General features: G+C 70.8%; 20 protein-coding genes. 15 read left to right on the top strand and 5 right to left on the bottom strand.

Annotation, left to right across the window (positions count from 1 at the left end; genetic code table 11):
- Window positions 1–209 precede the first annotated feature (209 nt).
- On the bottom strand, window positions 210–1184 hold the full coding sequence (locus ACZ60E_RS21010; protein ID WP_469442262.1) for an ABC transporter substrate-binding protein: 975 nt from the start codon (window positions 1182–1184) through the stop codon (window positions 210–212).
- Window positions 1185–1667: 483 nt separating this feature from the next.
- Here ACZ60E_RS21010 and ACZ60E_RS21005 point away from each other — a divergent pair, with 483 nt between their 5' ends.
- The 9 genes from ACZ60E_RS21005 to ACZ60E_RS20965 all read left to right on the top strand — a co-directional run bounded on the left by ACZ60E_RS21005 (window position 1668) and on the right by ACZ60E_RS20965 (window position 11422).
- A complete protein-coding gene (locus tag ACZ60E_RS21005) occupies window positions 1668–2513 on the top strand; it encodes an amino acid ABC transporter permease (protein ID WP_384813918.1) in 846 nt (281 codons plus the stop codon).
- Complete coding sequence (locus tag ACZ60E_RS21000) at window positions 2510–4318, top strand: FAD/NAD(P)-binding protein (protein ID WP_469442260.1); 1809 nt, start codon at window positions 2510–2512, stop codon at window positions 4316–4318. The genes ACZ60E_RS21005 and ACZ60E_RS21000 overlap by 4 nt, the downstream gene beginning before the upstream one ends.
- Before the next feature lie 101 nt (window positions 4319–4419).
- On the top strand, window positions 4420–5301 hold the full coding sequence (locus ACZ60E_RS20995) for an amino acid ABC transporter permease (protein WP_210884051.1): 882 nt from the start codon (window positions 4420–4422) through the stop codon (window positions 5299–5301).
- Window positions 5302–5384: 83 nt separating this feature from the next.
- A complete protein-coding gene (locus ACZ60E_RS20990) occupies window positions 5385–6137 on the top strand; it encodes an amino acid ABC transporter ATP-binding protein (RefSeq protein ID WP_384813933.1) in 753 nt (250 codons plus the stop codon).
- Between the two features lie 119 nt (window positions 6138–6256).
- A complete protein-coding gene (locus ACZ60E_RS20985; RefSeq protein ID WP_384813911.1) occupies window positions 6257–7228 on the top strand; it encodes an ABC transporter substrate-binding protein in 972 nt (323 codons plus the stop codon).
- 173 nt (window positions 7229–7401) lie between these two features.
- On the top strand, window positions 7402–8379 hold the full coding sequence (locus ACZ60E_RS20980; RefSeq protein ID WP_469442258.1) for an LLM class flavin-dependent oxidoreductase: 978 nt from the start codon (window positions 7402–7404) through the stop codon (window positions 8377–8379).
- Window positions 8376–9392, top strand: a complete 1017-nt coding sequence (locus ACZ60E_RS20975) for an LLM class flavin-dependent oxidoreductase (protein WP_469442255.1) — start codon at window positions 8376–8378, stop codon at window positions 9390–9392. Before ACZ60E_RS20980 ends, ACZ60E_RS20975 begins: the two co-directional genes overlap by 4 nt.
- A gap of 4 nt (window positions 9393–9396) precedes the next feature.
- Window positions 9397–10182 carry a DUF1684 domain-containing protein gene (locus ACZ60E_RS20970; protein ID WP_469442254.1) on the top strand — a complete coding sequence of 262 codons (786 nt, stop codon included), beginning with the start codon at window positions 9397–9399 and terminating at the stop codon, window positions 10180–10182.
- Between the two features lie 334 nt (window positions 10183–10516).
- A complete protein-coding gene (locus ACZ60E_RS20965) occupies window positions 10517–11422 on the top strand; it encodes a S1 family peptidase (protein WP_469442253.1) in 906 nt (301 codons plus the stop codon).
- 215 nt (window positions 11423–11637) lie between these two features.
- Here the strand turns inward: ACZ60E_RS20965 and ACZ60E_RS20960 are convergent, their stop codons facing one another.
- Window positions 11638–12501 carry an alpha/beta fold hydrolase gene (locus ACZ60E_RS20960; protein ID WP_469442295.1) on the bottom strand — a complete coding sequence of 288 codons (864 nt, stop codon included), beginning with the start codon at window positions 12499–12501 and terminating at the stop codon, window positions 11638–11640.
- Between the two features lie 107 nt (window positions 12502–12608).
- Here ACZ60E_RS20960 and ACZ60E_RS20955 point away from each other — a divergent pair, with 107 nt between their 5' ends.
- Both ACZ60E_RS20955 and ACZ60E_RS20950 read left to right on the top strand, forming a co-directional pair.
- Entirely contained in the window at window positions 12609–13739 is a 1131-nt protein-coding gene (locus tag ACZ60E_RS20955) for a slipin family protein (RefSeq protein ID WP_469442251.1), read from the top strand.
- Window positions 13740–14025: 286 nt separating this feature from the next.
- Window positions 14026–15108, top strand: coding sequence for a S1 family peptidase (locus ACZ60E_RS20950; protein WP_469442249.1), 1083 nt, complete (start codon window positions 14026–14028; stop codon window positions 15106–15108).
- 382 nt (window positions 15109–15490) lie between these two features.
- Here ACZ60E_RS20950 and ACZ60E_RS20945 read toward each other — a convergent pair whose 3' ends face one another.
- On the bottom strand, window positions 15491–16510 hold the full coding sequence (locus ACZ60E_RS20945) for an ABC transporter permease (protein WP_469442247.1): 1020 nt from the start codon (window positions 16508–16510) through the stop codon (window positions 15491–15493).
- A 154-nt stretch (window positions 16511–16664) separates the two neighbouring features.
- On the opposite strand from ACZ60E_RS20945, the gene ACZ60E_RS20940 reads away from it, so the two are divergent.
- Together ACZ60E_RS20940 and ACZ60E_RS20935 are read left to right on the top strand one after the other, a co-directional pair.
- On the top strand, window positions 16665–20255 hold the full coding sequence (locus tag ACZ60E_RS20940) for a DNA polymerase III subunit alpha (RefSeq protein ID WP_469442245.1): 3591 nt from the start codon (window positions 16665–16667) through the stop codon (window positions 20253–20255).
- Window positions 20252–21226: a DNA polymerase Y family protein gene (locus tag ACZ60E_RS20935; RefSeq protein WP_469442244.1), complete on the top strand. Its 975-nt coding sequence runs from the start codon at window positions 20252–20254 to the stop codon at window positions 21224–21226. The genes ACZ60E_RS20940 and ACZ60E_RS20935 overlap by 4 nt, the downstream gene beginning before the upstream one ends.
- Before the next feature lie 126 nt (window positions 21227–21352).
- Here ACZ60E_RS20935 and ACZ60E_RS20930 read toward each other — a convergent pair whose 3' ends face one another.
- Window positions 21353–21727: a cupin domain-containing protein gene (locus ACZ60E_RS20930; protein WP_469442242.1), complete on the bottom strand. Its 375-nt coding sequence runs from the start codon at window positions 21725–21727 to the stop codon at window positions 21353–21355.
- Window positions 21728–21877: 150 nt separating this feature from the next.
- On the opposite strand from ACZ60E_RS20930, the gene ACZ60E_RS20925 reads away from it, so the two are divergent.
- Together ACZ60E_RS20925 and ACZ60E_RS20920 are read left to right on the top strand one after the other, a co-directional pair.
- Window positions 21878–22324, top strand: coding sequence for a MarR family winged helix-turn-helix transcriptional regulator (locus ACZ60E_RS20925; RefSeq protein ID WP_469442240.1), 447 nt, complete (start codon window positions 21878–21880; stop codon window positions 22322–22324).
- Between the two features lie 171 nt (window positions 22325–22495).
- Window positions 22496–23377: an esterase/lipase family protein gene (locus tag ACZ60E_RS20920; RefSeq protein ID WP_469442238.1), complete on the top strand. Its 882-nt coding sequence runs from the start codon at window positions 22496–22498 to the stop codon at window positions 23375–23377.
- A gap of 390 nt (window positions 23378–23767) precedes the next feature.
- On the opposite strand, the gene ACZ60E_RS20915 is transcribed toward ACZ60E_RS20920, so the two are convergent.
- Window positions 23768–24820, bottom strand: coding sequence for a lytic polysaccharide monooxygenase auxiliary activity family 9 protein (locus ACZ60E_RS20915; protein ID WP_469442237.1), 1053 nt, complete (start codon window positions 24818–24820; stop codon window positions 23768–23770).
- Window positions 24821–24906 lie beyond the last annotated feature (86 nt).

Genomic DNA, 24906 nt, shown 5'->3' with positions numbered 1-24906 from the left:
AACAGGACCCTAGACAAGTCCCATCGTTGCAGGTCAGGAGCACTCTCCGCTTATTTGATCAAGCCTCGGACGTCCCACCTCGTGAAAGCGCGAGGCTAGGTACCCAGGCACTTAGGGGCGCGGGGACCTGCGCAAAAGGGGGCGAGGGGGCGCAGCCCCCATGCGGTGACGGGAAGGGTAGGGGCGGCGGGGGCGAAAAACCCGGCGGATCAGTCCTTGATCTCCGGCGGCGAGATCTGCGACTTGGTGATCGCCGACCCCGTCGTGCCCCACTTCTTGAGGATCTTCGCGTACGTCCCGTCCGAGATCAGCCCGTTCACGGCCGCCTGAACCGCAGGCGCCAACTCCGTGCCCTTCTTGAACGCGAACCCCACATCCAGCCGATGGAACTCGTTCAGGAACTTCAGCCCCTCCTGCTGCGAGACGGCATAGCGAAGCCCGTTGATCGTGCTCATCACCACATCGCTGCGCCCCTGCTGGAGCGAGGACCACAGCGCGCCCTGCTCGCTGTACGTCTGCACCTTGTACGCCTTCTCGCCCGCGTCGGAGCACACGTGCTTCTGGTCCTCCAGCGTGGCCTCGAACGTGGTGCCCGCCCCGGTCGCCACGTTCAGCCCGCACAGCTGGGCGAGGTCGGTGACCTTGTCCAGGTCGCTGTCCTTGCGGGTCGCGAACCCCTTGCCGTCGTTGATGTAGGTGACGAAGTCGATGGTCCTGCGGCGCTCGTCGGTGACACCGAAGTTGCCGACCCCGACGTCGTACTTGCCGCTGTCCAGGGCCGGGAGGATCGCCTCGAAGCTCGCGGCCTCACGCTTGAGCCGCAGGCCGAGCGTCTTCGCGACGGCGTCCGCGAAGTCGACGTCCTGGCCCGCGAGGGTCTTGCCGTCCTCCAGGTAGTTGGTGCCGGGCGGCGATCCGCCGACGCTGACGGCGAGAGTGAGCGAGTCGGTGCCCGCGGGCAGCAGTTTCGCGGCGCCCGCGTTCTTCTCGACGGCGGAGACGACGTCCGTGGTGGGGATCTCGTTGCTCTTGCCGGCGGCGGCCTGGGCGGTGCCGCCCGCAGCGGTGTCGTCCCCGCCCAAGCCGCACGCGGTGAGCAGCAGGGTCGCGGAGGTGATCAGGGCGAACGGCAGCAAGAGCTGGTTGCGGGCACGGTGAGTGCGGGCACGCGTGAAGGTACGCATGGAGCGGTCTCCTGGAAGCAGAGCGCGGGACGAGAGAGCGCGCGGTGAGGAAACGCGAAGGGGAGCGCTGAAGGCAGCACTGAAGGGCGGGACGTGCGTGAAAGGGCACGGAGTGCGGAAACGCGAGGGGAGGGGTGCGCGTGTGAAGGCGAGGCTGCGGGTGGAGAAATGAGGAAGGCGCCCGCCCTTGAAGGGCCAGGGCGCGCAGGGGGTCAGCTCAACAGGATGAGGACCACACTCGACCGAAGTCGATGTGGGAGCGCGTGACCAGCCACTGCTGCGAATACATGCGCACAAGTGGAACAGGCATTCGGTTGCACGTCAACCGGCGTGAGACGTACCGCTCACAGTGTGGACAGCCTTGACAGCCCGGGGAAACGCCCCCGTACTCTCAACGGACGGTCCTGCTGAGGGGCTTGGCCGTGATCCGTGTGAAGGCACCACCCGTGTTCGACTCGATTCGACGCATCACGGAGCCTTCGCATGTCCTCGCACACCCTCACCAAGGTGGCCGCACCGGAAGACGCGGTGCCCTCGCGCATCGTCCCCCGGCGCCGGACCGGCCAGTGGACCGCCGCGGGCCTCGTCCTGATCCTGCTCGGGCTCGCCGTCAACTCCGTCGCACGCAACGAGGCGTTCCAGTGGGACGTGGTCGGCGACTACTTCACCTCGGCCTCGGTCCTGCGCGGCCTCGGCCTGACCCTGTGGCTCACGGGGCTCGTCATGGTGCTCGGCTTCGCCCTCGGCGCCCTGCTCGCCGCGGGCCGGCTCTCCGGCAACCCCGTGCTGCGCGCGGTGAGTTGGGGGTACATCTGGCTCTTCAGGTCGATGCCGATCCTGGTGCAGCTGCTGTTCTGGTTCAACGTCGGGGCGCTCTACCCGACGCTCTTCGGTGTGAAGACGGTGAATCTGCTCGGACCGGTCACGGTCGCGATCATCGGCCTCACCCTGCACGAGGCCGCGTACGCCGCCGAGGTCGTACGCGGTGGCATCCTCTCCGTCGACCGCGGCCAGATCGAGGCCGCCGAGGCGCTCGGGCTGAGCCGGTGGCGCCGCTGGTGGAAGATCGTGCTGCCGCAGGCCATGCGCTCCATCGTGCCGCCGGCCGGGAACATGCTGATCGGGACGCTCAAGGGCACCTCGATCATCAGCGTGATCGCCGTGCAGGACCTGCTCTACTCCGTGCAGCTCGTCTACCACCGCACCTACCAGGTCATCCCGCTCCTGATGGTGGCCACGCTCTGGTACATCATCGTCACCTCCGTGCTCAGCGTCGGCCAGTACTACGTCGAGCGGCACTACGGTCGCGGTTCGGAGCGTGCGCGATGAGCGGGGCGGGCGGGGTGCGCCCGTCGCTGGTGATCGTGGGCGCGGGTCCGCGAGGGACCGGGCTGCTGGAGCGGATCGCCGCCAACGCGCCCGAGCTGTACGCCGGTTCGGGGCTCGACGTGCATCTCGTCGACCCGTATCCGCCGGGCGGCGGACGCATCTGGCGCGAGGAACAGCCACCGCTGCTGTGGATGAACTCGCAGGCCCAGGACGTCACGATGTTCACCGACGACACCGTGGACATGGCCGGACCCGTACGGGAGGGCCCCACCCTGCACGAGTGGGCCCGGCTCGACGGACGCCACTTCGCGGACCGGCAGCGGCAGGGCGCCTATCTGCGCTGGGTGTACGAACGGACCGTCGCCGCCCTCCCGCCGGGCATCCGGGTCCGTCACCACCCCCACCGCGCCGTGCGGGTCGGGGGTCCGTCCGAGGGCCGTCAGCAGGTGTGGCTGGAGGGCCGGCCGCGTCCGCTCCTCGCCGACCTCGTGGTCCTCGCGCTCGGCCATCTCGGCGCCGAACTCGACCAGGAACAACGCGAGTTGGCCGCGTACGCGCGTGCCCACGACCTCGTCCATCTGCCGCCCGACTTCACCGCCGACAGCGACCTGTCCGCCCTCGACCCCGGTGAACCGGTGCTCGTACGGGGCTTCGGGCTCGCCTTCGTCGACCTGATGGTCCTGCTCACGGAAGGACGCGGAGGCCGCTACGAGACCGGCCCGGACGGGGAGTTGGCGTACCGGGCGTCCGGGCGCGAGCCCGTGCTGCACGTCGGATCGCGGCGCGGGGTCCCGTACCACTCGAAGATCGGCTACGACTGGACCGGTGAACGCCCGCCGCTGCCACGGTTCTTCGGGCCCGGTGAGGTGGACGAGCTGCTCGCGCGACCCGGTGGGTTCGACTTCCGGCGGGACGTGTGGCCGCTGGTCGAGAAGGAACTGGGCTTCGCCCACTACCACCAGCTGTTCACGGCCCGTCCCGACCGCACGGCCATGCCCTGGACCGACTTCGAACAGCGGTACGAGAAGTGCACTCCCGTCGACAGCACTGGCCGCGCCGAGCTCCGGGCGCTGGTCGCCGCCGCCGTCCCCGACCCCGCCGACCGGCTGGACCTGTCGGCGCTCGACCACCCCCTGGACGGCGTACGCCATCCCTCGTACGACGCGCTCCAGGACGGTCTGCGCGCCTATGTCGAAGGGGACCTCGCCCGGCGGCACGACCCCGCGCACAGCCCCGACCTGGCGGTCTTGCTCGGACTCCTTTCCGTCTACGGGCAGTTGGTACGGCTCGGTGACATCGGGCCCTGGTGGCACGGCTTCTTCAGCTATCTCGCCTCGGGACCGCCCGGACCGAGGCTGCGGCAGCTGCTCGCCCTGTCACGGGCGGGCGTACTGAACTTCCTCGGCGCCGGCATGACCGTGACGGCCGCGGACGGAGTCTTCCGTGCCACGAGCACCACCGTGCCCGGCGAGCACGTCGAGGCCCGCGCTCTCGTCGAGGCACGGCTGCCGCACCCCACGGTCGAGCGGACCCGGGACACCCTGCTGCGCGAGCTGTACGCCGAAGGGGCCGCCGCGACACCCGAAGGTCTGCTCGCCGTGGACCCCGCCGACGGGCGCGTCCTCGACCGGTCCGGCGCCCCGCACCCACGGCGCTTCGCGCTCGGACCGCACACCGACGCCCGGGGTTCCGGCGCCTTCACCCGGCCCCGTACCGGAGGGCCCGCCTTCCGGCAGAACGACGCCACCGCGCGGGCCGCGCTGGCTTTCCTGCGCGACCTCTCCTGTCGCGCCACCGCCGCGTAACCAGCGCCCCGCAGCCGCGGGCACGTCATCGCATCCGCGCCCACGGCGCACCCCGCGCCCGCACCGCGCACCCCGTTCCCTCCTTCCGCCCCGAGGACCCCATGTCGCTGACCAGTGATCCACCCATCGTCAAGGCGCCGGCCGAGCCCGAGGACTACGGCGCGCTCAAGGTGGTGCCCGTGCGGCACCCCTGGCGCTGGGCCGCCGTGATCGTGACCGCGGTGCTGCTCGCCCAGTTCGCCCACGGGCTCGCCACCAACCCCGGCTGGGAATGGGAGGTGTTCGCCGAGTTCTTCACTGCCGAGGTGATCCTCAAGGCGGTCTGGGTGACCCTTCAACTCACCGCCTATGGCACGGCGTTGGGCTTCGCCCTCGGGATCGTCCTCGCCTTCATGCGGCTGTCCGACAGCCCGTTCCTGAAGGCCGTCTCCTTCGCCTACATCTGGGCGTTCCGGTCCATCCCGCTGATCGTGCAACTGCTCTTCTGGTTCAACCTCGCCTATCTCTACAAGGAGTTGAAGTTCGGCATCCCCTTCGGGCCCGGCTTCTTCACCTTCGACACGATGGGTCTGGTCGGCGCGATGAGCGCGGCCGTCCTCGGACTCGCCCTGCACCAGGCCGCGTACGCCGCCGAGATCGTGCGCGGTGGCGTACTGGCCGTCGACAGCGGCCAGTTGGAGGCCGCCGCGGCCCTCGGCATCCCACGCCTTCGGCAGATCCGCCGGATCGTGCTGCCGCAGGCGATGCGCTCCATCCTGCCGAACGCCGCCAACGAGGTGATCTCCCTCTTCAAGGGCACCTCGATCGTCTCCGTCATGGCGATCGGCGAGCTCTTCTACCAGGTCCAGGTCATCTACGGACGCAACGGCCGGGTCGTACCGCTGCTCATGGTCGCCACGGCCTGGTACATCCTCCTGACCACCGCGCTCTCCGTCCTCCAGCACTACGTGGAACGACACTTCGCGAAGGGAAGCACCCGATGAGCGCGCCCACCACTCCCGGCACCGACACCGACACCGACACCGGCACCGCCACCGACGGCACAGGCGACGGGCCGGCCGCGCCCATGGTCGACGTCAGGGCCGTCCACAAGAGCTTCGGTTCGCTGGAGGTGCTCAAGGGCGTCGACCTGGAGGTGCGCGCGGGCGAGGTCACCGTCGTCCTCGGCCCCTCCGGCTCCGGCAAGTCCACCCTGCTGCGCACCATCAACCACCTGGAGAAGGTCGACCAGGGCTGGATCAGCGTGGACGGCTCGCTGGTCGGCTACCGGCGCTCCGGCGACAAGCTCTACGAGCTGCGCGAGCGCGAGATCCTCAAACAGCGCACCCGGATCGGCTTCGTCTTCCAGAACTTCAACCTCTTCCCGCACCTCACGGTCCTGGACAACATCGTCGAGGCCCCGGTCTCCGCGCTGAAGCGGCCCCGCAAGGAGGTCACCGAGGCGGCGCGCAGGCTGCTCGACCGGGTCGGGCTCGCCGACAAGGCCGACGCCTACCCGAAACAGCTGTCCGGCGGACAGCAGCAGCGGGTGGCCATCGCCCGCGCGCTCGCCCTGGAACCGAGGCTGCTCCTCTTCGACGAGCCGACGTCCGCGCTCGACCCCGAACTGGTCGGCGAAGTCCTCGACGTCATCAAGGACCTGGCCCACCAGGGCACCACGATGATCGTCGTCACGCACGAGATCGGCTTCGCCCGCGAGGTCGCGGACACCGTCGTCTTCATGGACGACGGCCGCATCGTCGAACAGGGCGCCCCCGGCGACGTACTCGACGCGCCGAAGCACGAGCGCACCCGCGCCTTTCTCTCCAAGGTCCTCTGAGGCCCACCACCCCGACCGCCCCGACCGGCTTTCCCAGCGGTTCTCCGACCGGCTTCCGGACCGGCAGTCCGGCCGAGGCCGCTTTCACTCACCGTCCTTTCCCAGCACAGGAGTTCACCGTGATATCCCGACGCACCCTCGCCGCCTCCGTCGCAGCCCTCGTCGTCGCCCCGCTGCTCAGCGCCTGCGGCGGTGACAGCGACGCGGCGACCGGGACGGGCTCGTCCGGCACCAAGAAGGTCGGCGACGTCAACATCGGCCCCGACCAGAACCGGATCCGCGGCAAGAAGGTCGCCGAGATCGCCGCGCTCGTCCCGGCGGCGATCCGCGAGCGCGGCACGCTGAAGCTCGGCCAGAGCGCCGACGCCTCACCGCCACTCGGCTTCTACGCGACCGACGACAAGACGAGAATCGGCTCCGAGATCGACCTCGCCACCCTCGTCGCCGACACCCTCGGCCTGAAGCTCGACAACGACGAGGTCTCCTGGGAGAACCTCTTCGTCGGCCTGGACAGCGGCAAGTTCGACGCCGTCTTCTCGAACGTCACCGTGACCGAGGAGCGCAAGGAGAAGTACGACTTCGCCACCTACCGGCTCGACAACATCGCGTTCGAGGCGAAGAAGGGCAGCGGCTGGAAGGTCGACGGGCCCGAGGACGTGGCCGGCAGGACGATCGCCGTCTCCTCCGGCACCAACCAGGAGAAGATCCTCGTCGACTGGAGCAAGCAGAACGAGAAGGCGGGCCGCAAGGCCGTCACCATCAAGTACTTCCAGAAGGACACGGACTACTACCTGGCTCTCCAGTCGGGCCGTATCGACGCCTACCTCGGCCCGAGCCCGTCCGCCGCGTACCACGTGTCCAGCGCCGGGCAGTCGGAGATCGTCGGCACGCTCTCGGGCGCCGGCGACGACCTCCAGGGCAAGATCGCCGCGACCACGAAGAAGGGCAGCGGGCTCGTCGACGCGTACGCGGCAGCCGTCAACCACGTGATCGAGGACGGCAGTTACGCGAAGGTGCTCAAGCGCTGGGGTCTGTCGAGCGAGGCCGTCCCGAAGTCGGAGATCAACCCGCCTGGCCTGCCGAAGATCTGACGCCGGAGCCATTCGCCCAAGCCCCGTTCCGCCCAAGCCTCATTCCGCCCAAGCCCCATTCCACCTATGACCCGTTCCACCTGAGCCCTGTTCCATCCAAGCCCCGTGCCGCCGCCGTGGCTCCGCTCGTCGCGGCGGCGGCACGGGAGCTTCCCAGAAAGGTTCTCCCTCCCATGACGCCACCGAACGGCCGGGGGCTTCTGCACCTGGCCGCAGCCGTCGACCAGACGGCGGCCCACGACGACGTCTCGGTCCACGTCGAGCTGACGCGGCTCGCGGAGAGCGGCGGGTTCGACTTCGTGACCCTCGGCGACAGCTTCGCGCGGCCGGGGTTCGACGCGCTCGCCGTGCTGGCGCGGGTCGCGCCCGCCACGACCCGCATCGGTCTGGTGCCTACCGTCACCACCACCCACACCGAGCCGTTCCAGGTCCGGGCCGCCGTGGCGACCCTCGACTGGGTGAGCCGCGGCCGGGCGGGCTGGTGTATCGACGTGTCGACCACCGAGGGCGAGGCCCGCCTCTTCGGTCGTCGGCACGCGGCACCCGTCGACGCCCTGTGGCACGAGGCGGGACAGGCCGCCGACGTGGCCGCCCGGCTGTGGGACGGCGCCGACCGTACGGACCCGCACCCGGGCCACTACCCGGTACGGGTCGTCGACGCCACGGACCGGCACGCCCGCGCGACCGCCGCCCGGTACGCGGACGTGGCGCTGGTCCGGGGCACGAACCCGGCTCAAGTGGGCGCGATACGTGCCGAGTTGCAGGCCTCCGCGCTCGCCCACGGCCGGGACCCGGACGAACTGCGGGTTCTCGCCGCCCTCACCGTCGACCTCGGTGACGGCGAACGCGCGGCCGAGCCGGGCCACGGCGGGGGAGGCCCGCGGCAGACCGCGCAGGGCCCGCTGTACCGCGGAGGGCCCGTCGACCTCGCCGAACTGATCGCCGCCTGGCACGAGACCGGTGCCGCCGACGGCTTCCACCTCACCCCTGTCGAACCGCGCCGGGACCTGGAACGCCTGGTCAACGGCACGGCCGCACTGCTCCAGCACCGCGGGCTCCTCCGCACCTTCTACCCGGGCAGCACGCTCCGCGAGCATCTGGGGCTCGGCCGGCCCGCCCGTCGGTACGCCGTGACAGGGGGAACGTCATGACCGTACGGACGCCCGCCGGGCAGCCTCCTCGTGAGCCCTTGCAGCCCCTTCCCCAGCAGGTGCACCTCGCCGCGTACGTCCCCGGCACCTCCGCCGGGGCCGACTTCGCGTCCTTCGAGCGACTCGCGCGCACCGCCGAGCGCGGTCTGTTCGACTTCCTCCTCGTCGGCGAGGAGGCGCGGCCTGCCGAGCGCGGCGGGCGTGTCCCCGAGCCGGTCACCGTGCTGAACGCCCTCGTCGCCCGCACCGAGCGGATCGGGCTCGCCGCCACGGTCGACACGGCCTCCAACGAACCGTACGAACTCGCCCGCAGACTCGCCACGTTGGACCACCTCAGCGCGGGGCGCGCCGCCTGGAACGTGGCGGCCTCCGCCGACCAGCTTGCCCGCACCGCCGAATTCGTCGACGTGTCGCGGGAGTTGTGGGACTCGTGGACGCCGGACGGCGTCGTGCGCCCGTTCGCGCACCGCGGCCGGCACTTCGACATCGCGGGCGAGTTCACCGTGCCCCGCTCCCCGCAGGGCCACCCCGTCGCCATCCGTCCCTCCGACGACTCGCCGGAGGGACGCGCGTTCGCCGCGGCCACCGCCGACGTGATGCTCACGCGGTACGGGACCCCGGAGGCGGGCCGCGCTCTCTACGCCGAGGTGAAGGGCCGCCTCGCCGGGTACGGCCGCGACCGCGCCGACCTGAAGATCATGGCCGAGGCCACCGTCGTACTCGGCGACTCGGCCGCCGAGGCACGGGAGAGGGCCGCCGGGATCGGCCCGTCGGACGGCAGGTGGTCCTTCGCCGGCACGGCGGAGTCGGTCGCTGCTGAGATCGACGACTCCGTACGAACCGGCGCGGCCGACGGTTTCGTCCTCGTACCGCATCCGGCGCCGGGCGGCCTGGACGCGTTCGTGGACCGGGTCGTGCCGCTGCTCCAGGAGCGTGGCGTGTTCCGGACGGAATACACCGGTACGACACTGCGCTCACACCTCGGGGTGCACGATCCCGTGTGGAAGGGTTGATCACATGACGACGGACGCGGCCGAGGACTGGAAGCACTGGCACGAGCAGCGCACCACGACGGTGTCCGCGCCCCACGGGCCCCTTGCGCTCCGCGGGACGCACTGGATCGAAGATCATCCGGAGGGACGAATTCCGGACATGCCCGGCCGCTGGACCCTCGACGGGGACGCGGTGCTGCTGGCGGCAGGAGAGTCCGACGGCGTCCAGGTGGACGGACTGCCCCTGAACGGCCAGGTCAGGCTGGTGGCGGACCCCGGCCCGGCGAGTGACGCCCGGGTCGCGTACGGGGAGCGCCGGTTCGTCGTCCTCGTACGCGAGGGCGTCCGGGGTGTACGCGACTTCGACCCGGCCTCACCTGCCCGGCAGGCGTTCCGCGGCATCGAGGCCACCTCGTACGACCCGCGCTGGTCGGTGCCGGGGTGCTTCACGCCGTACGGGGAGAAGCGGACCGTGCGGGTGGGGAACGCCGACGGGCGCGAGCGAGGGCTCGGGCTCGGCGGGGAACTCGCATTCACGCTGGACGGACAGGAGTTGACGCTGCAGGTGACCGTCCAGGAGGACGGCTCGCTGTGGGCCGTCTTCGCCGACTCCACCAGCGGACACGGCAGTTACCGCTTCCGGTTCCTGCGGCCCGCCGTGCCCGACGCGCGGGGGCGCACGACGGTGGACTTCAACCGGGCCCTGCTCCCGCCGTGCGCATTCGCGGACCACTTCATCTGCCCATTCCCGCCGCCGGGGAATACTCTGGGCGCGGAGATTGCGGCCGGCGAGCGCAATCTGCTCCGGTGACGCGTACCGCCCGGTCCGCACCGCCTGATCCACCTGGTCCGATCCGCCCTGCCTGACCTGCACGGCTCGACCCGCACCCGTGATCCGCACCGGCTGATCCGCACGCACCCCACACCTCGGCGCCGAAGAGATCAACTCTCTTGGGGCATACGCAAGTTGAACGCCGTACGGCCGAAAGGCGCCCTTGCGTCGTTCGGGTGCACGGCCAAATACTCCCCCCAGCGCCTTGTCAGGGGCACGGCGTATCCGGAATCCGGACACTCTGCCTCTGGCGTGCGCCTCACGGGCCCCGACCCCACGCGGGCCCCCGACTTCCCTTTGGAGGGAACGAACAGTGAGGACCAAGCGCACCACCCCCCGTAGTGGCATAGCGAGACGGACCCGGCTGATCGCCGTGAGCACCGGACTCGTGGCCGCGGCAGCGTTCACCGTCCCCGCGGCGAACGCGAACGACGCGTCGACGTTCAGCACCACCCAGCTGAAGAGCGCCAACTCCGCGGTGCTCAAGGCCGATGTGCCCGGCACCGCCTGGGCGACCGACGCCAAGACCGGCAAGGTCCTGGTCACGGTCGACAGCACGGTCTCGAAGGCGGAGATCGCGAAGATCAAGCAGGCCGCGGGCGCCAACGCCGGAGCCCTGCAGATCAAGACCGCCCCGGGCAAGATGAACAAGCTGATCAAGGGGGGCGACGCCATCTATGCGAGTAGCTGGCGCTGTTCGCTCGGCTTCAACGTCAAGAACAGTGCGGGAGCCGACTACTTCGTGACCGCCGGTCACTGCACCGACGGCGCCGGCACCTGGTGGTCGAACTCGGGGCACACGACCACCCTCGGCACGACGGCCGGGTCCAGCTTCCCGACCAACGACTACGGGCTGGTGCGCTACACCAACACCTCGGTCGCCAAGTCGGGCACCGCCGGCAGCGTGGACATCACCAGCGCGGCCACCCCGGCCGTGGGCACCAACGTCATCCGCACCGGTTCCACCACCGGTACGCGCACCGGACGGGTCACCGCCCTCAACGCGACCGTCAACTACGGCGGCGGCGACATCGTCTACGGCATGATCCAGACCACGGTCTGCGCCGAGCCCGGAGACTCCGGCGGTTCGATGTACGGCAGCAACGGTGTCGCCTACGGTCTGACCTCCGGCGGCAGCGGCAACTGCACCTCCGGTGGCGTCACGTTCTTCCAGCCGGTCACCGAGGCCCTGAGCGCCTACGGCGTCAACGTGTTCTGATCGGTACGTGTTACTGATCGGTACGCGTCACAGTAGATCCGTCCGAACTGTCTGAACCTGCAGCCAGCAGCAGACGAGCCCCCGCACACCGTTCGCGGTGCGGGGGCTCGTTGTGGGGTCGCCCGGCAGACGAGCCGGCTCGTCCCGCGCACCCCGTGCCGACTCAGCCGTGGGTCCGGCTCATCCGTGGGGTCCGACTCAGCCGTCGGCCCGGCTCAGCCGTCGGTCCTCGGCGTGGCGCACAGCCAGTCCAGTACGTCGGGAAGGGCTTCCAGTGCCGAGAAGTGGCCCCCCTTCGGATCAAGGACGGGCCGGGCGCGGGGGATGGTGCGGGCCAGCCACTCGAAATGGCCCACCGGGGAGAAAGCGTCCTCGGCGCCGTGCCACAGCAGCACGGGCCGGGTGATCCGCGCCGGGTCGAAGCCCCAGTGGCTCAGCAGCGCGAGATTGTCGTCGAGCCAGCCGTACGCCGAAGTGCGCAGCGCCTCACGGTAGTTGCGCAACAGCATGTCGCTGACGGCCGGGGTGGAGACGATCCGCCGGTCGGATTCGGTGAGCCCGTCCCGGATCGACGCGAGGAGCTGCGCCGGGTCCGTCCGGATCTCGGCGGCCCGCGAGGCGAGCCGCTCAGAGAAGTCCACGGGGTCGGTCAGTGCCCGGGTGAACTCCTCGACGTTCGACTCCGCCATCCCCTCGAACCAGTTCAGCCCCTCGCTGGAGGGCGGCGCGAGGCTCGCCAGCGCGGCGGCCCGCCGTACCCGGGTCGGCAGCAGCGCCGCACAGGCCAGCGCGTGCGGGGCACCGCCCGCCCGGCCCAGCACCGCGAACGGACCCAGTTCGAGGGCGTCGGCCAGCGCCGCCACGTCCCGCGCCGCCTGCGCCACCCGGCGTCCCGGGCCGCGGTCGGAGTCCCCGTACCCGGGGCGGTCGTACGCGATGAACCGCACCTCGGGGCGCGCCTCGATCAGGTCCTGCGGCACCACCCCGGTCCGGCAGCCCGGTGTGCCGTGCAGCAGCACCACCGGCGTGCCCTGAGGGTCGCCCCATTCCTCGAACGCCAGCCGCCGTCCGTCCCGCATCCGTATCCCGCTAGGCACCTCTGTCCTCCATCTCCCCTTCGTCCGCGCGCCGGAGTTACCGTCGAAGTACACACCTTTTGCGCCCGTTACGGACCCTGGGGGTCGTCATGGTCGAAGAGCTGGTGACGGCGGGAGTGGCACTCGCGTCCGTCGGAGCGGTGTACGGGATGGCCGCGGCCCGAGTCGTCAAACAATACGAGCGCGGAGTGGTGCTCCGGCTCGGAAAGCTGCGATCCGGGGTGCGTGGTCCGGGCTTCACCATGATCATGCCCCTCGTGGACCGACTGCAGAAGGTCAATATGCAGATCGTGACTATGCCGGTGCCCGCGCAGGAGGGGATCACCCGGGACAACGTCACGGTCAGGGTGGACGCCGTCGTCTACTTCAAAGTGGTGTCCGCCGCCGACGCGGTCATCAAGGTCGAGGACTACCGGTTCGCGGTCTCGCAGATGGCGCAGACCTCGCTGCGCTCGATCATCGGCAAGAGCGAGCTGGACGATCTGCTCTCCAACCGCGAGAAGCTGAACCAGGGCCTGGAGCTGATGATCGACAGCCCGGCCGTCGAGTGGGGTGTCTCCATCGACCGGGTCGAGATCAAGGACGTGTCGCTGCCGGAGACGATGAAGCGGTCCATGGCGCGCCAGGCGGAGGCCGACCGTGAGCGGCGGGCCCGGGTCATCAACGCGGACGCCGAACTGCAGGCCTCCAAGAAGCTGGCGGAGGCAGCCGGGGTGATGTCGGAGCAGCCCGCCGCGCTCCAGCTGCGGCTGCTGCAGACCGTGGTGGCGGTCGCGGCGGAGAAGAACTCCACGCTCGTGCTGCCCTTCCCCGTCGAGCTGCTGCGGTTCCTTGAGCGGGCTCAGCCGGGGCACGGCCCGCATCCGGCGCATCCGGCGCATCCGGGGACGGCTCACGTGCAGTCCCAGCAGGCGCCGCGGCCACCGCAGGCAGAGCAGGCAGAGCAGGCGGAGCAGGCACAGCAGTCACCGCGGGAGCTGTCCGAATCGCAGCAGGCACTGGACGGGGCGGTCGGGGCGGACAGGGCGGAAGGGGCGGGCGGGGCTTCGGAGCAGGCCTCGGGCCGGAGTTCGGACCGCCCTCTGGACCGGCCCCTGGAGCTGGCGGCTCAGGCGCAGCAGTTGCTGACCCAGTGGCAGCAATCGATGCAGGAGCAACTCCCGCCCGTCGAGGCACCGCTGGATCCGGACTTCCGAGGGTCGAATTCAGGACAGGACTAGACCTCACAGAGGGGCGTTGGTTACTCGCTCGTAGTATTTGCAATGGGGATCGACGTGGTGCGACAGCGTTCTTGTCAACGCGCGTCAACCGTGCGGGGGCGCACGTCGGTTGTGGTGCGCGCGTCCTGAAGTCGACCTTGTGTGCCCCGGTGCGGCCTCGGAATAGTGGGTGGTGTCCGTTGGCATGGACGCGGCTTTTTTCGTGAGTCGTCACCATTGCCACACACCTTTCGGTCGCGCTGGTCCCCACTACCGCCGCGTCCGACCCCCCACAGGAGGACACGAGTTGAAGCACCGACGTATATCCAGGCGACGGGCCGTCGCAGCCGGCGCGGGCATCGCCGCACTCGTCGCGGGTGGAGTCACCTTGCAGAGTGCGAACGCGAGTGAGAACACGCCTGCCCCCGAGCTGAAGGTCCTCTCGGTCACGGCGGCCGGAAAGCTCGCCTCGACGCTCGGCAAGGACCTAGGCGGCGACGCGGCGGGAACGTATTACGACGCGAAGGCCAAGAGCCTTGTCGTGAACGTGCTCGACCAGGCCGCGGCCGAGACCGTCGAGTCGGCGGGCGCCAGGGCCAGAGTCGTCGAGAACTCTCTCGCCGACCTGAAGAGCGCCCGTACGACGCTGAAGCAGGACGCGACCATCCCCGGCACCTCGTGGGCGCTCGACCCCGCGACCAACAAGGTCGTCGTCACCGCGGACCGTACGGTCTCCGGTGCCGAGCTGACCAAGCTCACCGAGGTCGTCGACGGGCTCGGCGGCACGACCGAACTCAAGCGGACGAAGGGGGAGTTCAAGACCTTCGTGGCCGGCGGTGACGCCATCACCGGCAGCGGCGGCCGTTGCTCGCTCGGCTTCAACGTGGTCAAGGGCGGCGAGCCGTTCTTCCTCACCGCCGGGCACTGCACCGAGGGGATCACCAACTGGTCCGACTCCTCCGGTACGGAGATCGGCGAGAACGCGGACTCCAGCTTCCCCGACAACGACTACGGCCTGGTGAAGTACACCGCGGACGTGGACCACCCGAGCGAGGTGAACCTCTACAACGGTTCCGCGCAGCAGATATCGGGGGCCGCGGAGGCGACCGTCGGGATGGAGGTCACCCGGAGCGGGTCCACGACCCAGGTGCACGACGGGTCGGTGACCGGCCTGGACGCGACCGTGAACTACGGCAACGGTGACATCGTCAACGGGCTCATCCAGACCGATGTCTGCGCCGAGCCGGGGGACAGCGGTGGGTCGCTGTTCTCGGGGAGCAGCGCGGTGGGACTCACGTCCGGTGGCAGTGGTGACTGCACCTCCGGTGGGGAGACGTTCTTCCAGCCGGTGACTGAGGCGTTGTCCGCGACGGGTACGCAGATCGGCTGACGATCGGCTCCGCCGTGGTGTGAAAGCCTCGTTCCCGCTTGCGCGGGGGCGGGGCTTTTGCGTTGTGCTGCGCTGCGCTGCGCTGCCTTGGGTTGGGTTGGGTTGGGGAGTGGGTGCGGGTTCGGTGGGGGTGCGGCTAAAAGATTGCGCAGTTCCCCGCGCCCCTGGGGGTCGTCTGGAGGGTGCGGGTTCGGTGGGGGTGTGGCTAAAAGATTGCGCAGTTCCCCGCGCCCCTGGAGGTGCCGCTTCGCGTGGGCCTCGGGTGTCTGGTGGGTGGGGGTGCGGCTGAAGGATCGCGCAGTTCCCCGCGCCCCTGGAGGTCGTCTGGAGGGTGCGGGTTCGGTGGGGGTGTGGCTGAAGGGTTGCGCAGTTCCCCGCGCCCCTAGGGGCGGCGCTTTGCGCCTGATGTCAGGGTGATCGCTGTTCCCGCTGCTGCCCAGGCCGAGAGGATCAGGAGTGCGGTGGTGATGTCGTTGGACTTGAAGTAGGCGATCGAGCGGGTTGCCCAGGTGCCGGCGCCCGGGGGGAGGGCCGGGCCGATCGCCTTCCAGAACGGGGGGAGCATCGGCGGGGGGAGGGCGCCGCCCGCGCTCGGGTTGCCCAGGATCACCACCAGCAGGACCGCCACGCCGATGCCGACGATCCCGAAGACGCACTGGAGTGCCAGCGTGGCGGCGCCCACCGCGAAGGTGATGAGCGCGCCCAGTCCCCAGAGGGCGGCCACGCTTCCCGGCAGGGCGCCCAGGACCGGTCCGACGATGACCGCCCCGCCGAGTCCGCCGGCGATCGCGACCAGGGCCATCGCGGCGAGCCGGATCACCGCGCGCCGCAGGTTGGCCGGACGGGCCCCCGTGCTGATCGCCAGCGCCGACGCGCACAGATAGCCGCCCACGCACCAGCCGACGACCAGGTAGAAGGGGGTCAGCCCGTTGGCGTCCTGGGCGTCGGCCGGGACCACGTCGACGGTCCGTACCGTGCGCCCCTGGTCATTCTCCAGCGCGGTGGTGAGCGCGGTCAGGGCGTTGGACAGGGTCTTTCCGCCGCCGGAGGCGACCAGCAGGGTGTCGGTGGTGCCGTTCGGGTCGACCAGCAGGGCGCCGTCGATGTCACGGTTCGCGATCTGCTCGCGGGCCGTCGTCTCGTCGGCGAGCTTTCGGGGGTCCAGGGGGCTGCCGGGCAGTTCTTCGAGCCGGGCCACCGTCCGCCCCGCGGCGGCGCCCGGCGCGACCACCCCGAACGCCACGTCCTTCGGTTTCGGATGGTGCAGCGCCCCCACGTAGGAGGCGATGAAGAGCAGCTGCAGGGCGACCACGCCGATGACGAGCAGGGTGGCCCGCGGGGTGACCGCGTCCTTGACCTCGTCGAGGAAGGACTTGTGCGGGGCCTCTGCTGTCCGTGACATGTCCCCACGGTCCGGGTGCCGTGACGTTTGTGCAGGTGGGACGGGTCCGAACGGATGTCGTACAGATGTTCGAGAGATGGTCTATGGTGGAGGTGAGGGACTTGGGAACTAATGTTCGAGGACTGGGTGAAAGCCCCTGGTGGTGGAGGTGCGCGTGCCCGGCTTCACGCATCTGCACACCGCTTCCGGGTACTCCCTGCGGTACGGGGGCTCCCACCCGGAGCGCCTCGCCGAACGGGCCTCCGAGCGGGGTATGGACGCGCTGGCGCTCACCGACCGGGACACCGTCGCGGGCGCGGTCCGCTTCGCGAAGGCCTGTGCCGCGCAGGGCGTGGGCGTGCGCCCGCTGTTCGGGGTCGACCTCGCGGTCGAAGAGCCCGCCGTAAGGCCCGCCGGAGGGGCTGCGAGGGGGTCGTCCGGAGGGCCCGCAGGGGTCGCGGGAAGGGCCGCCGCGGAGTCCGTACGGGGTGAGCGGCGCCGGACTCCCGTACGGGGCGGTGCCTTCGTCGACGAGTCGACGCCTCGCGTGACCTTCCTCGCCCGGGACGGCGCGAAGGGCTGGGTCGATCTCTGCAGGATCGTTACTGCGGCGCATGCGGGAGAGGGACAGCCGCTGCTGCCCCGGGCCGAGAACCACGCCGAGGGGCTGACCGTGCTGCTCGGCCCGGCCTCCGACGTCGGCCGCGCGCTCACCGCCGGACGGCCCGACCGGGCGGCGACACTGCTCGCGCCCTGGCGGGAGGTGTACGGCGACGCGCTGCGCCTGGAAGCGGTCTGGCACGGGCGCGAGGGCACCGGCCCCGGCTCCCTGCGGCTGGCCGCCCGTACCGTCGGCTTCGCCGCCGAACAGCGGGTGCGCCCGGTGCTCACCAACGCCGTCCGGTACGCCGACCCCGGCATGGGCCCGGTCGCCGACGTGCTGGACGCCGCCCGCCGGCTGGTCCCCGTCGACCCCCGCAAGGAGCTGGACAGCGGCGAGGCCTGGCTCAAGGACGAGGGGGCCATGCTCGCCGCCGCCGAACGGGTCGTCGAGGCCGCCGGCTACCGCCGCGACACCGCCCGCCGGCTGCTCGAACAGACCCGGGCCGCCGCCGACGAGTGCCGGGTCGACCCGGAGGACGACCTCGGGATCGGCGCGGTGCACTTCCCCGAGGCGCACCTCGTCGGCGCCGGGCGCCGCACCGCGCAGCGCGTACTGGCCTCACGGGCGGCGGCGGGCATGACGCGGCTCGGGTACGACCGCTCGTCCCGGGCGCGGGAGTACTGGGAGCGGATGCACCGCGAGCTGGACATCATCGCCCACCACCACTTCGCCTCCTATTTCCTGACGGTCTCTCAGGTCGTGGACGACGTGAAGGCGATGGGCATCCGGGTCGCCGCGCGCGGCTCCGGGGCGGGCTCGCTCGTCAACCACCTCATCGGCATCGCGCACGCCGACCCCGTCGAACACGGGCTGCTGATGGAGCGCTTCCTGTCCAAGCGCCGCGCGGTCCTGCCCGACATCGACATCGACGTGGAGTCCGCGCGCCGCATCGAGGTCTACCGCGCGATCATCGGCCGGTTCGGCACCGAGCGGGTCGCGACGGTGGCGATGCCGGAGACGTACCGGGTGCGTCACGCGGTACGGGACGTCGGCGCGGCCCTGTCCATGGACCCGGCCGACATCGACCGCATCGCCAAGTCCTTCCCGCACATCCGCGCCCGCGACGCCCGCGCCGCGCTGGCGGAACTGCCCGAACTCCGTTCCCTGGCAGGGGAGAAGGAGAAGTACGGGCGGTTGTGGGAACTGGTGGAGTCACTGGACGCCCTGCCGCGCGGAGTCGCCATGCACCCGTGCGGGGTCCTCCTCTCCGACGCCTCGCTCCTCGCCCGTACGCCGGTCGTGCCGACCAGTGGCGAAGGGCTCCCCATGGCGCAGTTCGACAAGGAGGACGTCGAGGACCTCGGGCTGCTCAAACTCGACGTACTGGGTGTGCGGATGCAGTCCGCGATGGCGCACGCGGTGGCCGAGGTGGAACGGGCGACGGGCGACCAGGTCGACCTGGACGCCGTCGCCGTCGAGGAGGGCGACCCGGAGACGTACCGGCTCATCCGGTCGACGGAGACGCTGGGCTGCTTCCAGATCGAGTCGCCGGGCCAGCGGGACCTGGTCGGCAGGCTCCAGCCCGCGACCTTCCACGACCTCGTCGTCGACATCTCCCTCTTCCGCCCCGGGCCGGTCGCGGCCGACATGGTGCGGCCGTTCATCGAGGCACGGCACGGCCGCGCGCCGGTCCGCTACCCGCACCCCGATCTGGAGAAGCCGCTGAAGAGCACGTACGGGGTCGTGGTCTTCCACGAGCAGGTCATCGACATCGTCGACATCATGACCGGCTGCGGACGGGGCGAGGCGGACCGGGTGCGGCGCGGGCTGTCCGACCCCGAGTCGCAGGGCCGGATCCGCTTCTGGTTCGCGCAGCACGCGGCCTCGCGGGGGTACGACGCGCAGACGATCACCCGTACCTGGGAGATCGTCGAGGCCTTCGGGGCGTACGGCTTCTGCAAGGCGCACGCGGTCGCGTTCGCCGTGCCGACCTATCAGTCGGCGTGGCTGAAGGCGCACCACCCGGCCGCCTTCTACGCGGGGCTGCTCACGCACGATCCCGGGATGTACCCGAAGCGGCTGCTGCTCGCGGACGCGCGACGGCGGGGGGTGCCGATCCTGCCGTTGGACGTGAACCGGTCGTCGGTCGCACACAGTATCGAACTGGTGTCTGAATCCCTGGAGGGGTCGCGGGACTCGGAGGGGACCTGGGGTGTCCGGCTCGCGCTCTCCGACGTGCACGGGATCAGCGAGGCCGAGGCGGCCCGGATCGAGCAGGGGCAGCCGTACGCCTCGCTGCTCGACTTCTGGGAACGGGCCCGGCCGAGCCGCCCGCTGGCCGGACGGCTCGCGCAGGTCGGTGCGTTGGACACCTTCGGCGCCAACCGCCGTGATCTGCAACTGCACTTGACCGAGCTGCACCGGGGCGCACGCGGTGCCGGCGGCTCCCAACTCCCGCTGGCGGGAGGCCAGGAGACCGCGTCGGCCGGGCTGCCCGACCTCTCCTCGGCGGAACGGCTCAGCGCCGAACTGGGCGTGCTCTCCATGGATGCCTCACGCAATCTGATGGACGATCACCGGACGTTCCTCGACGAGCTGGGTGTCGTCACGGCCCGCCGGCTGCGGGCCGCCAAGCACGGCGAGACGGTTCTGGTCGCGGGCGCCAAGGCGGCCACCCAGACACCGCCGATCCGCTCCGGAAAGCGGGTCATCTTCACCACCCTGGACGACGGCACGGGTCTGCTCGACCTCGCCTTCTTCGACGACTCCCACGACACGTGCGCCCACACCGTCTTCCACTCCTGGCTCCTGCTCGTACGCGGAGTGGTGCAGCGGCGCGGCCCGCGCAGCCTCAGCGTCGTCGGGGCGGCGGCCTGGAACCTCGCCGACCTGGTGGAACTGCGGCACCAGGAAGGACTGGACGGAGTGGCGATGCGACTGGCCGAGCCGCAGGGAGGGCCTGCGGGAGGGCCCGGTGAAGGGGCTGAGGGAGAGCCTGGGGCCGGGGCCGGTTCCCGGGGTGCGGGAGATCCGACGGGCGGCCGTCGAATCCAGTTGCCCACGGGATACGAAATGCATCCGTGGGCGGATCTGCGCCCGGCGGGCGAGGGGTCCGCGAGCGGAAAGAAACTGTGGCACCAGAGCCCGGGGAGTGCGGGATGACCATCCTCTGCGTACGTTTCCAGCTGCCGCCGATGTACGAGGCCGCCCTGCCCGGGCTCCTCGGCACGTTGGAGGAGTTCACCCCCGTCGTCGAGGCGCTGCCGCCCGACGGGGCACTGGCCGATCTGCGGGGCGCCGAGCGGTACTTCCGGCGGGATGTCGTGGAACTGGCCTTGCTGATCCGGGTACGGGCGCTCGCCTGGCACGGCGTCGACTGCGCGATCGGGGCGGGGCCCGGCCCGATGTTCGCGCGGATGGCCCTGCGGGAAGCCGCCCCCGGGGAGATCCGGGTGGTTCCCGAAGGCCCCCTCGCCCTCACGGAGTTCCTGGCGGAGCGGCCTGTACGGGCGCTGCCCGGCGTCGGCACGGCCACCGCCCGCACCCTGTGCGAGTACGGCCTGGACAGCATCGGCAAGGTGGCCGCCGCGCCGCTGTGCACACTGCAACGGCTCACCGGTGCCCGTACCGGCCGCGAACTGCACGAGAGGGCGCGGGGCATCGACCGCGGCCGGGTCGTACCGAACGCCGTCTCCCGGTCGCTCGCCGCCGAACGGCCCTTCCCGCGTGACGAGTTGGACCCCGCGCAGCATCGGCGCGCGCTGCTCTCCGCGGCCGGGGAACTGGGCTCGCGGCTGCGCGCCCTGGAGAAGGTGTGCCGCACGCTCACCCTCACCGTCCGCTACGCCGACCGGTCGACGACGACCCGCAGCCGTACGCTCCCCGAGCCGACCGCCCACTCCTCCGCGCTCACCGACGCCGCGTACCGCATGTACGAGGCGCTCGGTCTGCAGCGGGCCCGGGTCCGTGGCGTGGCTCTGCGGGCCGAGGGGCTCGACCCCGCCGAACAGGCCTCCCACCAGCTGACGTTCGATCCCGTGGACGAGAAGGTGCGGCGTCTTGAGGAGGTGGCGGACCGGGTGCGGGAGAAGTTCGGGGCGGGGGCGGTGGTTCCGGGCGCGTTGGCGGCGTGACGCTCCGCCGGGGGAGTGGGGTGGTGGGGTGTCGGTCGTTGGAGGGGGGTGAGGGCGCGGGTGCGTTGTGGCTGGGCGCGCAGTTCCCCGCACCCCTGGGCGGGGTGCCTTCGGGCGGCCTCTCGATCAGTTGGCCCAGGGTGGGGTGAGCGTCGTGCCGTCCGCCAGTTCTGCCTGGAGGCCTATGGACGTGGTGACCCACGAGATCGCGGTCTCGTCGGTCGGGTTCTCGACGGTGAGTGTCGCGCCGGGGTTGACGATCACCGTGTCGCCCGCCGCGATCCGTTCGGTGCGGCCGTCGAGTGTCATCAGCAGTTCCCCGGCGAGGAGATGGAAGATCTCCTCGCGGCTGACGGTGTGCGCGGGTGCCTTCGTGCCCGCGGGGATCTCGCCCCGCCAGGCGCACAGTTCCCTGCTCCCGGTGAGAGGGGTGGCGTACGAGACGAAGCGGGCGCCGTGGATCTCATGGGTGACGGCTTCGGACGAGCGGACTACGGGCATGGCTGCCTCCGGTGTGGGCTGGGGTGCGCGCTGTTGTACGTGCTGTCGTGCGCGCTGTTGTGCGTGCTAGATGGTCAAGTCACTTGACCAAGTACTGTGCATCATAGTCAAGCCGCTTGACCATTTCGTCAAGGGTGTTTCAATGCATGCGTGCAGAACTCCGAGGCCATGGCCCTTTCCGCCGCGCTGCTCGCCGTCGCCGGTGAACTCACGCAGCGCATCCACGACGGTGTCGTCGCCCGCGGGTTCGAGGGGCTGCGGCCCGCGCACGGGTTCGCCTTCGCCCGGATCGCGTCCGGCGGGGCGACGGTCACCGAACTGGCCGCCCACCTGGGCGTGACCAAACAGGCCGCGAGTCAGCTCGTCGACGAGATCGTCCGCAAGGGGTACGCGGAACGGCAGCCGCACCCCGACGACGCGCGCGCCCGGCTGATCGTGCTGACCGAGCAGGGGTGGGAGTGCACCCGGGCGGCGGAGGAGTCGGCCGCGGAGGCCGTTCGGCCGTGGATCGAACTAATCGGTGAGGGTGAAGTCCGGGCGTTGCGCGACCATTTGCTGCGCATTGCGCCCTACGGTCCCATCAGGCCCGCCTGGTGACGGTTCAACGCCACGTGTCAGCGCTCCCGGTTACCACTGGAAGTTTTTACTGACGCGTAACTTCACACACTTACTACTCGCCCGTAACTTGAAAAAAGAACAGCATCCTCGTGATCCGGATCACAGGGCGTATGGCCTCGTCACTCCCTTGAGCCGCAAGGAGATCACCCGATGCTGCCCTGGAAGCACCTGCTCAGACCCCTGTCGGCGCTGCTGCTGGCCGCGGTGGTCACGCTCGTCCCCGCCACCACGGCCACTGCCGCCGCCGCCACCGACCGGGCTGCGACCGCGACCAGCAGGGGATGGAACGACTACTCCTGCAAGCCGTCCGCCGCCCATCCGCGCCCCGTCGTCCTCGTCCACGGCACCTTCGCCAACTCCGTCGACAACTGGCTGGGCCTCGCGCCCTATCTGGTCAGCCGCGACTACTGCGTCTACGCCCTCGACTACGGGCAGCTTCCCGGCGTGCCGCTCGTCCACGGGCTCGGCCCCATCGACAAGTCGGCGGAGCAGCTGAAGACCTTCGTCGACAAGGTGCTCGCCGCGACCGGGGCGGCGAAGGCGGACCTCGTCGGCCACTCGCAGGGCGGCATGATGCCACGCCACTACCTGAAGTTCCTCGGCGGCGCCGCCAAGGTGAACGCCCTCGTCGGTATCGCCCCCGACAACCACGGCACCACCCTGAACGGACTGGCCAAGCTGGTCACGTACTTCCCCGGCGCGAGCGAGGTGCTCTCATCGGTCACTCCGGCCCTCGCCGACCAGGTGGCCGGTTCCGCGTTCCTCACCCGGCTCAACGCGGGCGGCGACACCGTGCCGGGCGTGCGCTACACGGTCATCGCCACCCGGTACGACGAGGTCGTCACGCCGTACCGCTCACAGTTCCTCGACGGCCCGAACGTACGCAACATCCTGATCCAGGACCTGTGCGCGCTCGACCTCTCCGAGCACGCGGCGATCGGACTCACCGACCGCATCGCCTTCCACGAGGTGGCCAACGCCCTGGACCCGTCCCGAGCCACCCCCACAACCTGCCTGTCAGCAATCAGCTAGCGCCCCAAAAGGGGCGCGGGGAACTGCGCGCCCAGCCAGGCCGGCCCCGCAGTTCCCGCACGACCGAACCCCCACTACCCATCTGTCGGCGCTCAGCTGGCCGAGCCCCGTAAGGGGCGCGGGGAACTGCGCGGCCAGCCACGACGGGCCCGCAGTTCCCGCACGACCGAACCCCCACTACCTGTCTGTCGGCGCTCAGCTGGCCGGGCCCCGTAGGGGGCGCGGGGAACTGCGCGGCCAGCCACGACGGGCCCGCAGTTCCCGCATGACCGAACCCCCACTACCTGTCTGTCGGCGCTCAGCTGGCCGGGCCCCGTAGGGGGCGCGGGGAACTGCGCGGCCAGCCACAGCCGGGCCCGCAGTTCCCGTACAGCCGAACCCCCACGATCCCTACTTGCCGGCGGCAGCCCTACGGCGGACGGACGCGAACATCGCCGCCGCGCCGACCGCCAGCGCCGCCGCCCCACCCACCGCGAGGTACGCGGTCGAGTCGGACCCCCCGGTCTCGGCGAGGTTCGTCGACGCACCGGCGGGTTCGGCACCGTTCCCGGACCCGTCGGCGGCCTCGGCGGCTCCGGGTGTCTCCACGGCCTCGGAGCCGGAGCCGGAGCCGGAGTCGGTCCCGGAGTCCGGGTCCGACTTCGTGCCGGCCGCGGCCGTGACCGACGCCTGGGTCTTCGGGTCGTCGTCGCCGTGCCCCCCGTGCTCCACGGACGACTCGTCCGCACCGTCCGCGATCTCCTCGTCGGACGGCGCCGACGCGGCCGGGGCCGCGGAGGCCTCCGCACCTGCGCCGCCCTCGCCGAAGACGACGTCCGAGCAGGTGTAGAAGGCCTCGGGGGAATCGGAGCGCTGCCAGATCGAGTAGATGAGGTGGCGGCCCGACTTGACCGGGACGACCCCGTTGAAGACGTAGTCGCCGTTCTCCAGCTTCGGGTCGGTGACCTTGAGGAACGGCGTCGACTCCAGGTCCGACCACTTCAGCGGCTTCGTCGGGTCGTACCCGTCCTTGGTGACGTACAGCTCGAACGAGCCCTTGTGCGGGGCGGTCCCCTTGTAGCGGAAGGTGCGGTTGCCCGAGGTCAGCCGCGTGGCGGGCCAGTCGGCGCGGGCCAGGTCGAGGCCCTTGAACTTGTCGTTGGCCGCGCTGCACAGCTTCCCGTCGGGGATGATCTGCTTCGACTTCCCGGCGGCGTTGGCGATGTTGACGCCGTTCCAGTCGTACAGGGCCTGCGTGCCGCCGGCCGCGACCGCCGCCTTGCAGGCGGCGGACTTCGGGTTCTCCGGACCCTCCGCGAAGCAGCCGGCGACCCGGCTCACCGGGTCCGTCATCGAGCCGTGGGCGGCGGCGGGAGCGGCGGCGAGCGCGGTCAGGGCGAGCGGGGCGACGCCGACCGCGACGACGGTGGCGATACGGGCGGCTGCCTGGTGGCGAGCGGGCATGGGGGTACTCCTCGAAACGGATCTGGGGGGTGCCTGTGATGCCTGGGGGCGATCAGCAAGCTAGCCCCTGGAAACCGCAAAATCGC

This window comes from Streptomyces sp. NPDC102514, assembly GCF_055584525.1.
This window is presented reverse-complemented; position numbering and strand designations above follow the sequence as displayed.

Excerpts from the sequence above, each read along its gene's own strand:
- ACZ60E_RS20975 (WP_469442255.1), top strand. The coding sequence starts at position 8,376 with ATGACCGTACGGACGCCCGCCGGGCAGCCTCCTCGTGAGCCCTTGCAG.
- ACZ60E_RS20990 (WP_384813933.1), top strand. The coding sequence starts at position 5,385 with ATGGTCGACGTCAGGGCCGTCCACAAGAGCTTCGGTTCGCTGGAGGTG.
- ACZ60E_RS20915 (WP_469442237.1), bottom strand. The coding sequence starts at position 24,820 with ATGCCCGCTCGCCACCAGGCAGCCGCCCGTATCGCCACCGTCGTCGCG.
- ACZ60E_RS20970 (WP_469442254.1), top strand. The coding sequence starts at position 9,397 with ATGACGACGGACGCGGCCGAGGACTGGAAGCACTGGCACGAGCAGCGC.
- ACZ60E_RS20945 (WP_469442247.1), bottom strand. The coding sequence starts at position 16,510 with ATGTCACGGACAGCAGAGGCCCCGCACAAGTCCTTCCTCGACGAGGTC.
- ACZ60E_RS20955 (WP_469442251.1), top strand. The coding sequence starts at position 12,609 with ATGGTCGAAGAGCTGGTGACGGCGGGAGTGGCACTCGCGTCCGTCGGA.
- ACZ60E_RS20930 (WP_469442242.1), bottom strand. The coding sequence starts at position 21,727 with ATGCCCGTAGTCCGCTCGTCCGAAGCCGTCACCCATGAGATCCACGGC.
- ACZ60E_RS21010 (WP_469442262.1), bottom strand. The coding sequence starts at position 1,184 with ATGCGTACCTTCACGCGTGCCCGCACTCACCGTGCCCGCAACCAGCTC.
- ACZ60E_RS20935 (WP_469442244.1), top strand. The coding sequence starts at position 20,252 with ATGACCATCCTCTGCGTACGTTTCCAGCTGCCGCCGATGTACGAGGCC.
- ACZ60E_RS21000 (WP_469442260.1), top strand. The coding sequence starts at position 2,510 with ATGAGCGGGGCGGGCGGGGTGCGCCCGTCGCTGGTGATCGTGGGCGCG.
- ACZ60E_RS20980 (WP_469442258.1), top strand. The coding sequence starts at position 7,402 with ATGACGCCACCGAACGGCCGGGGGCTTCTGCACCTGGCCGCAGCCGTC.
- ACZ60E_RS20960 (WP_469442295.1), bottom strand. The coding sequence starts at position 12,501 with ATGCGGGACGGACGGCGGCTGGCGTTCGAGGAATGGGGCGACCCTCAG.
- ACZ60E_RS20920 (WP_469442238.1), top strand. The coding sequence starts at position 22,496 with ATGCTGCCCTGGAAGCACCTGCTCAGACCCCTGTCGGCGCTGCTGCTG.
- ACZ60E_RS20995 (WP_210884051.1), top strand. The coding sequence starts at position 4,420 with ATGTCGCTGACCAGTGATCCACCCATCGTCAAGGCGCCGGCCGAGCCC.
- ACZ60E_RS21005 (WP_384813918.1), top strand. The coding sequence starts at position 1,668 with ATGTCCTCGCACACCCTCACCAAGGTGGCCGCACCGGAAGACGCGGTG.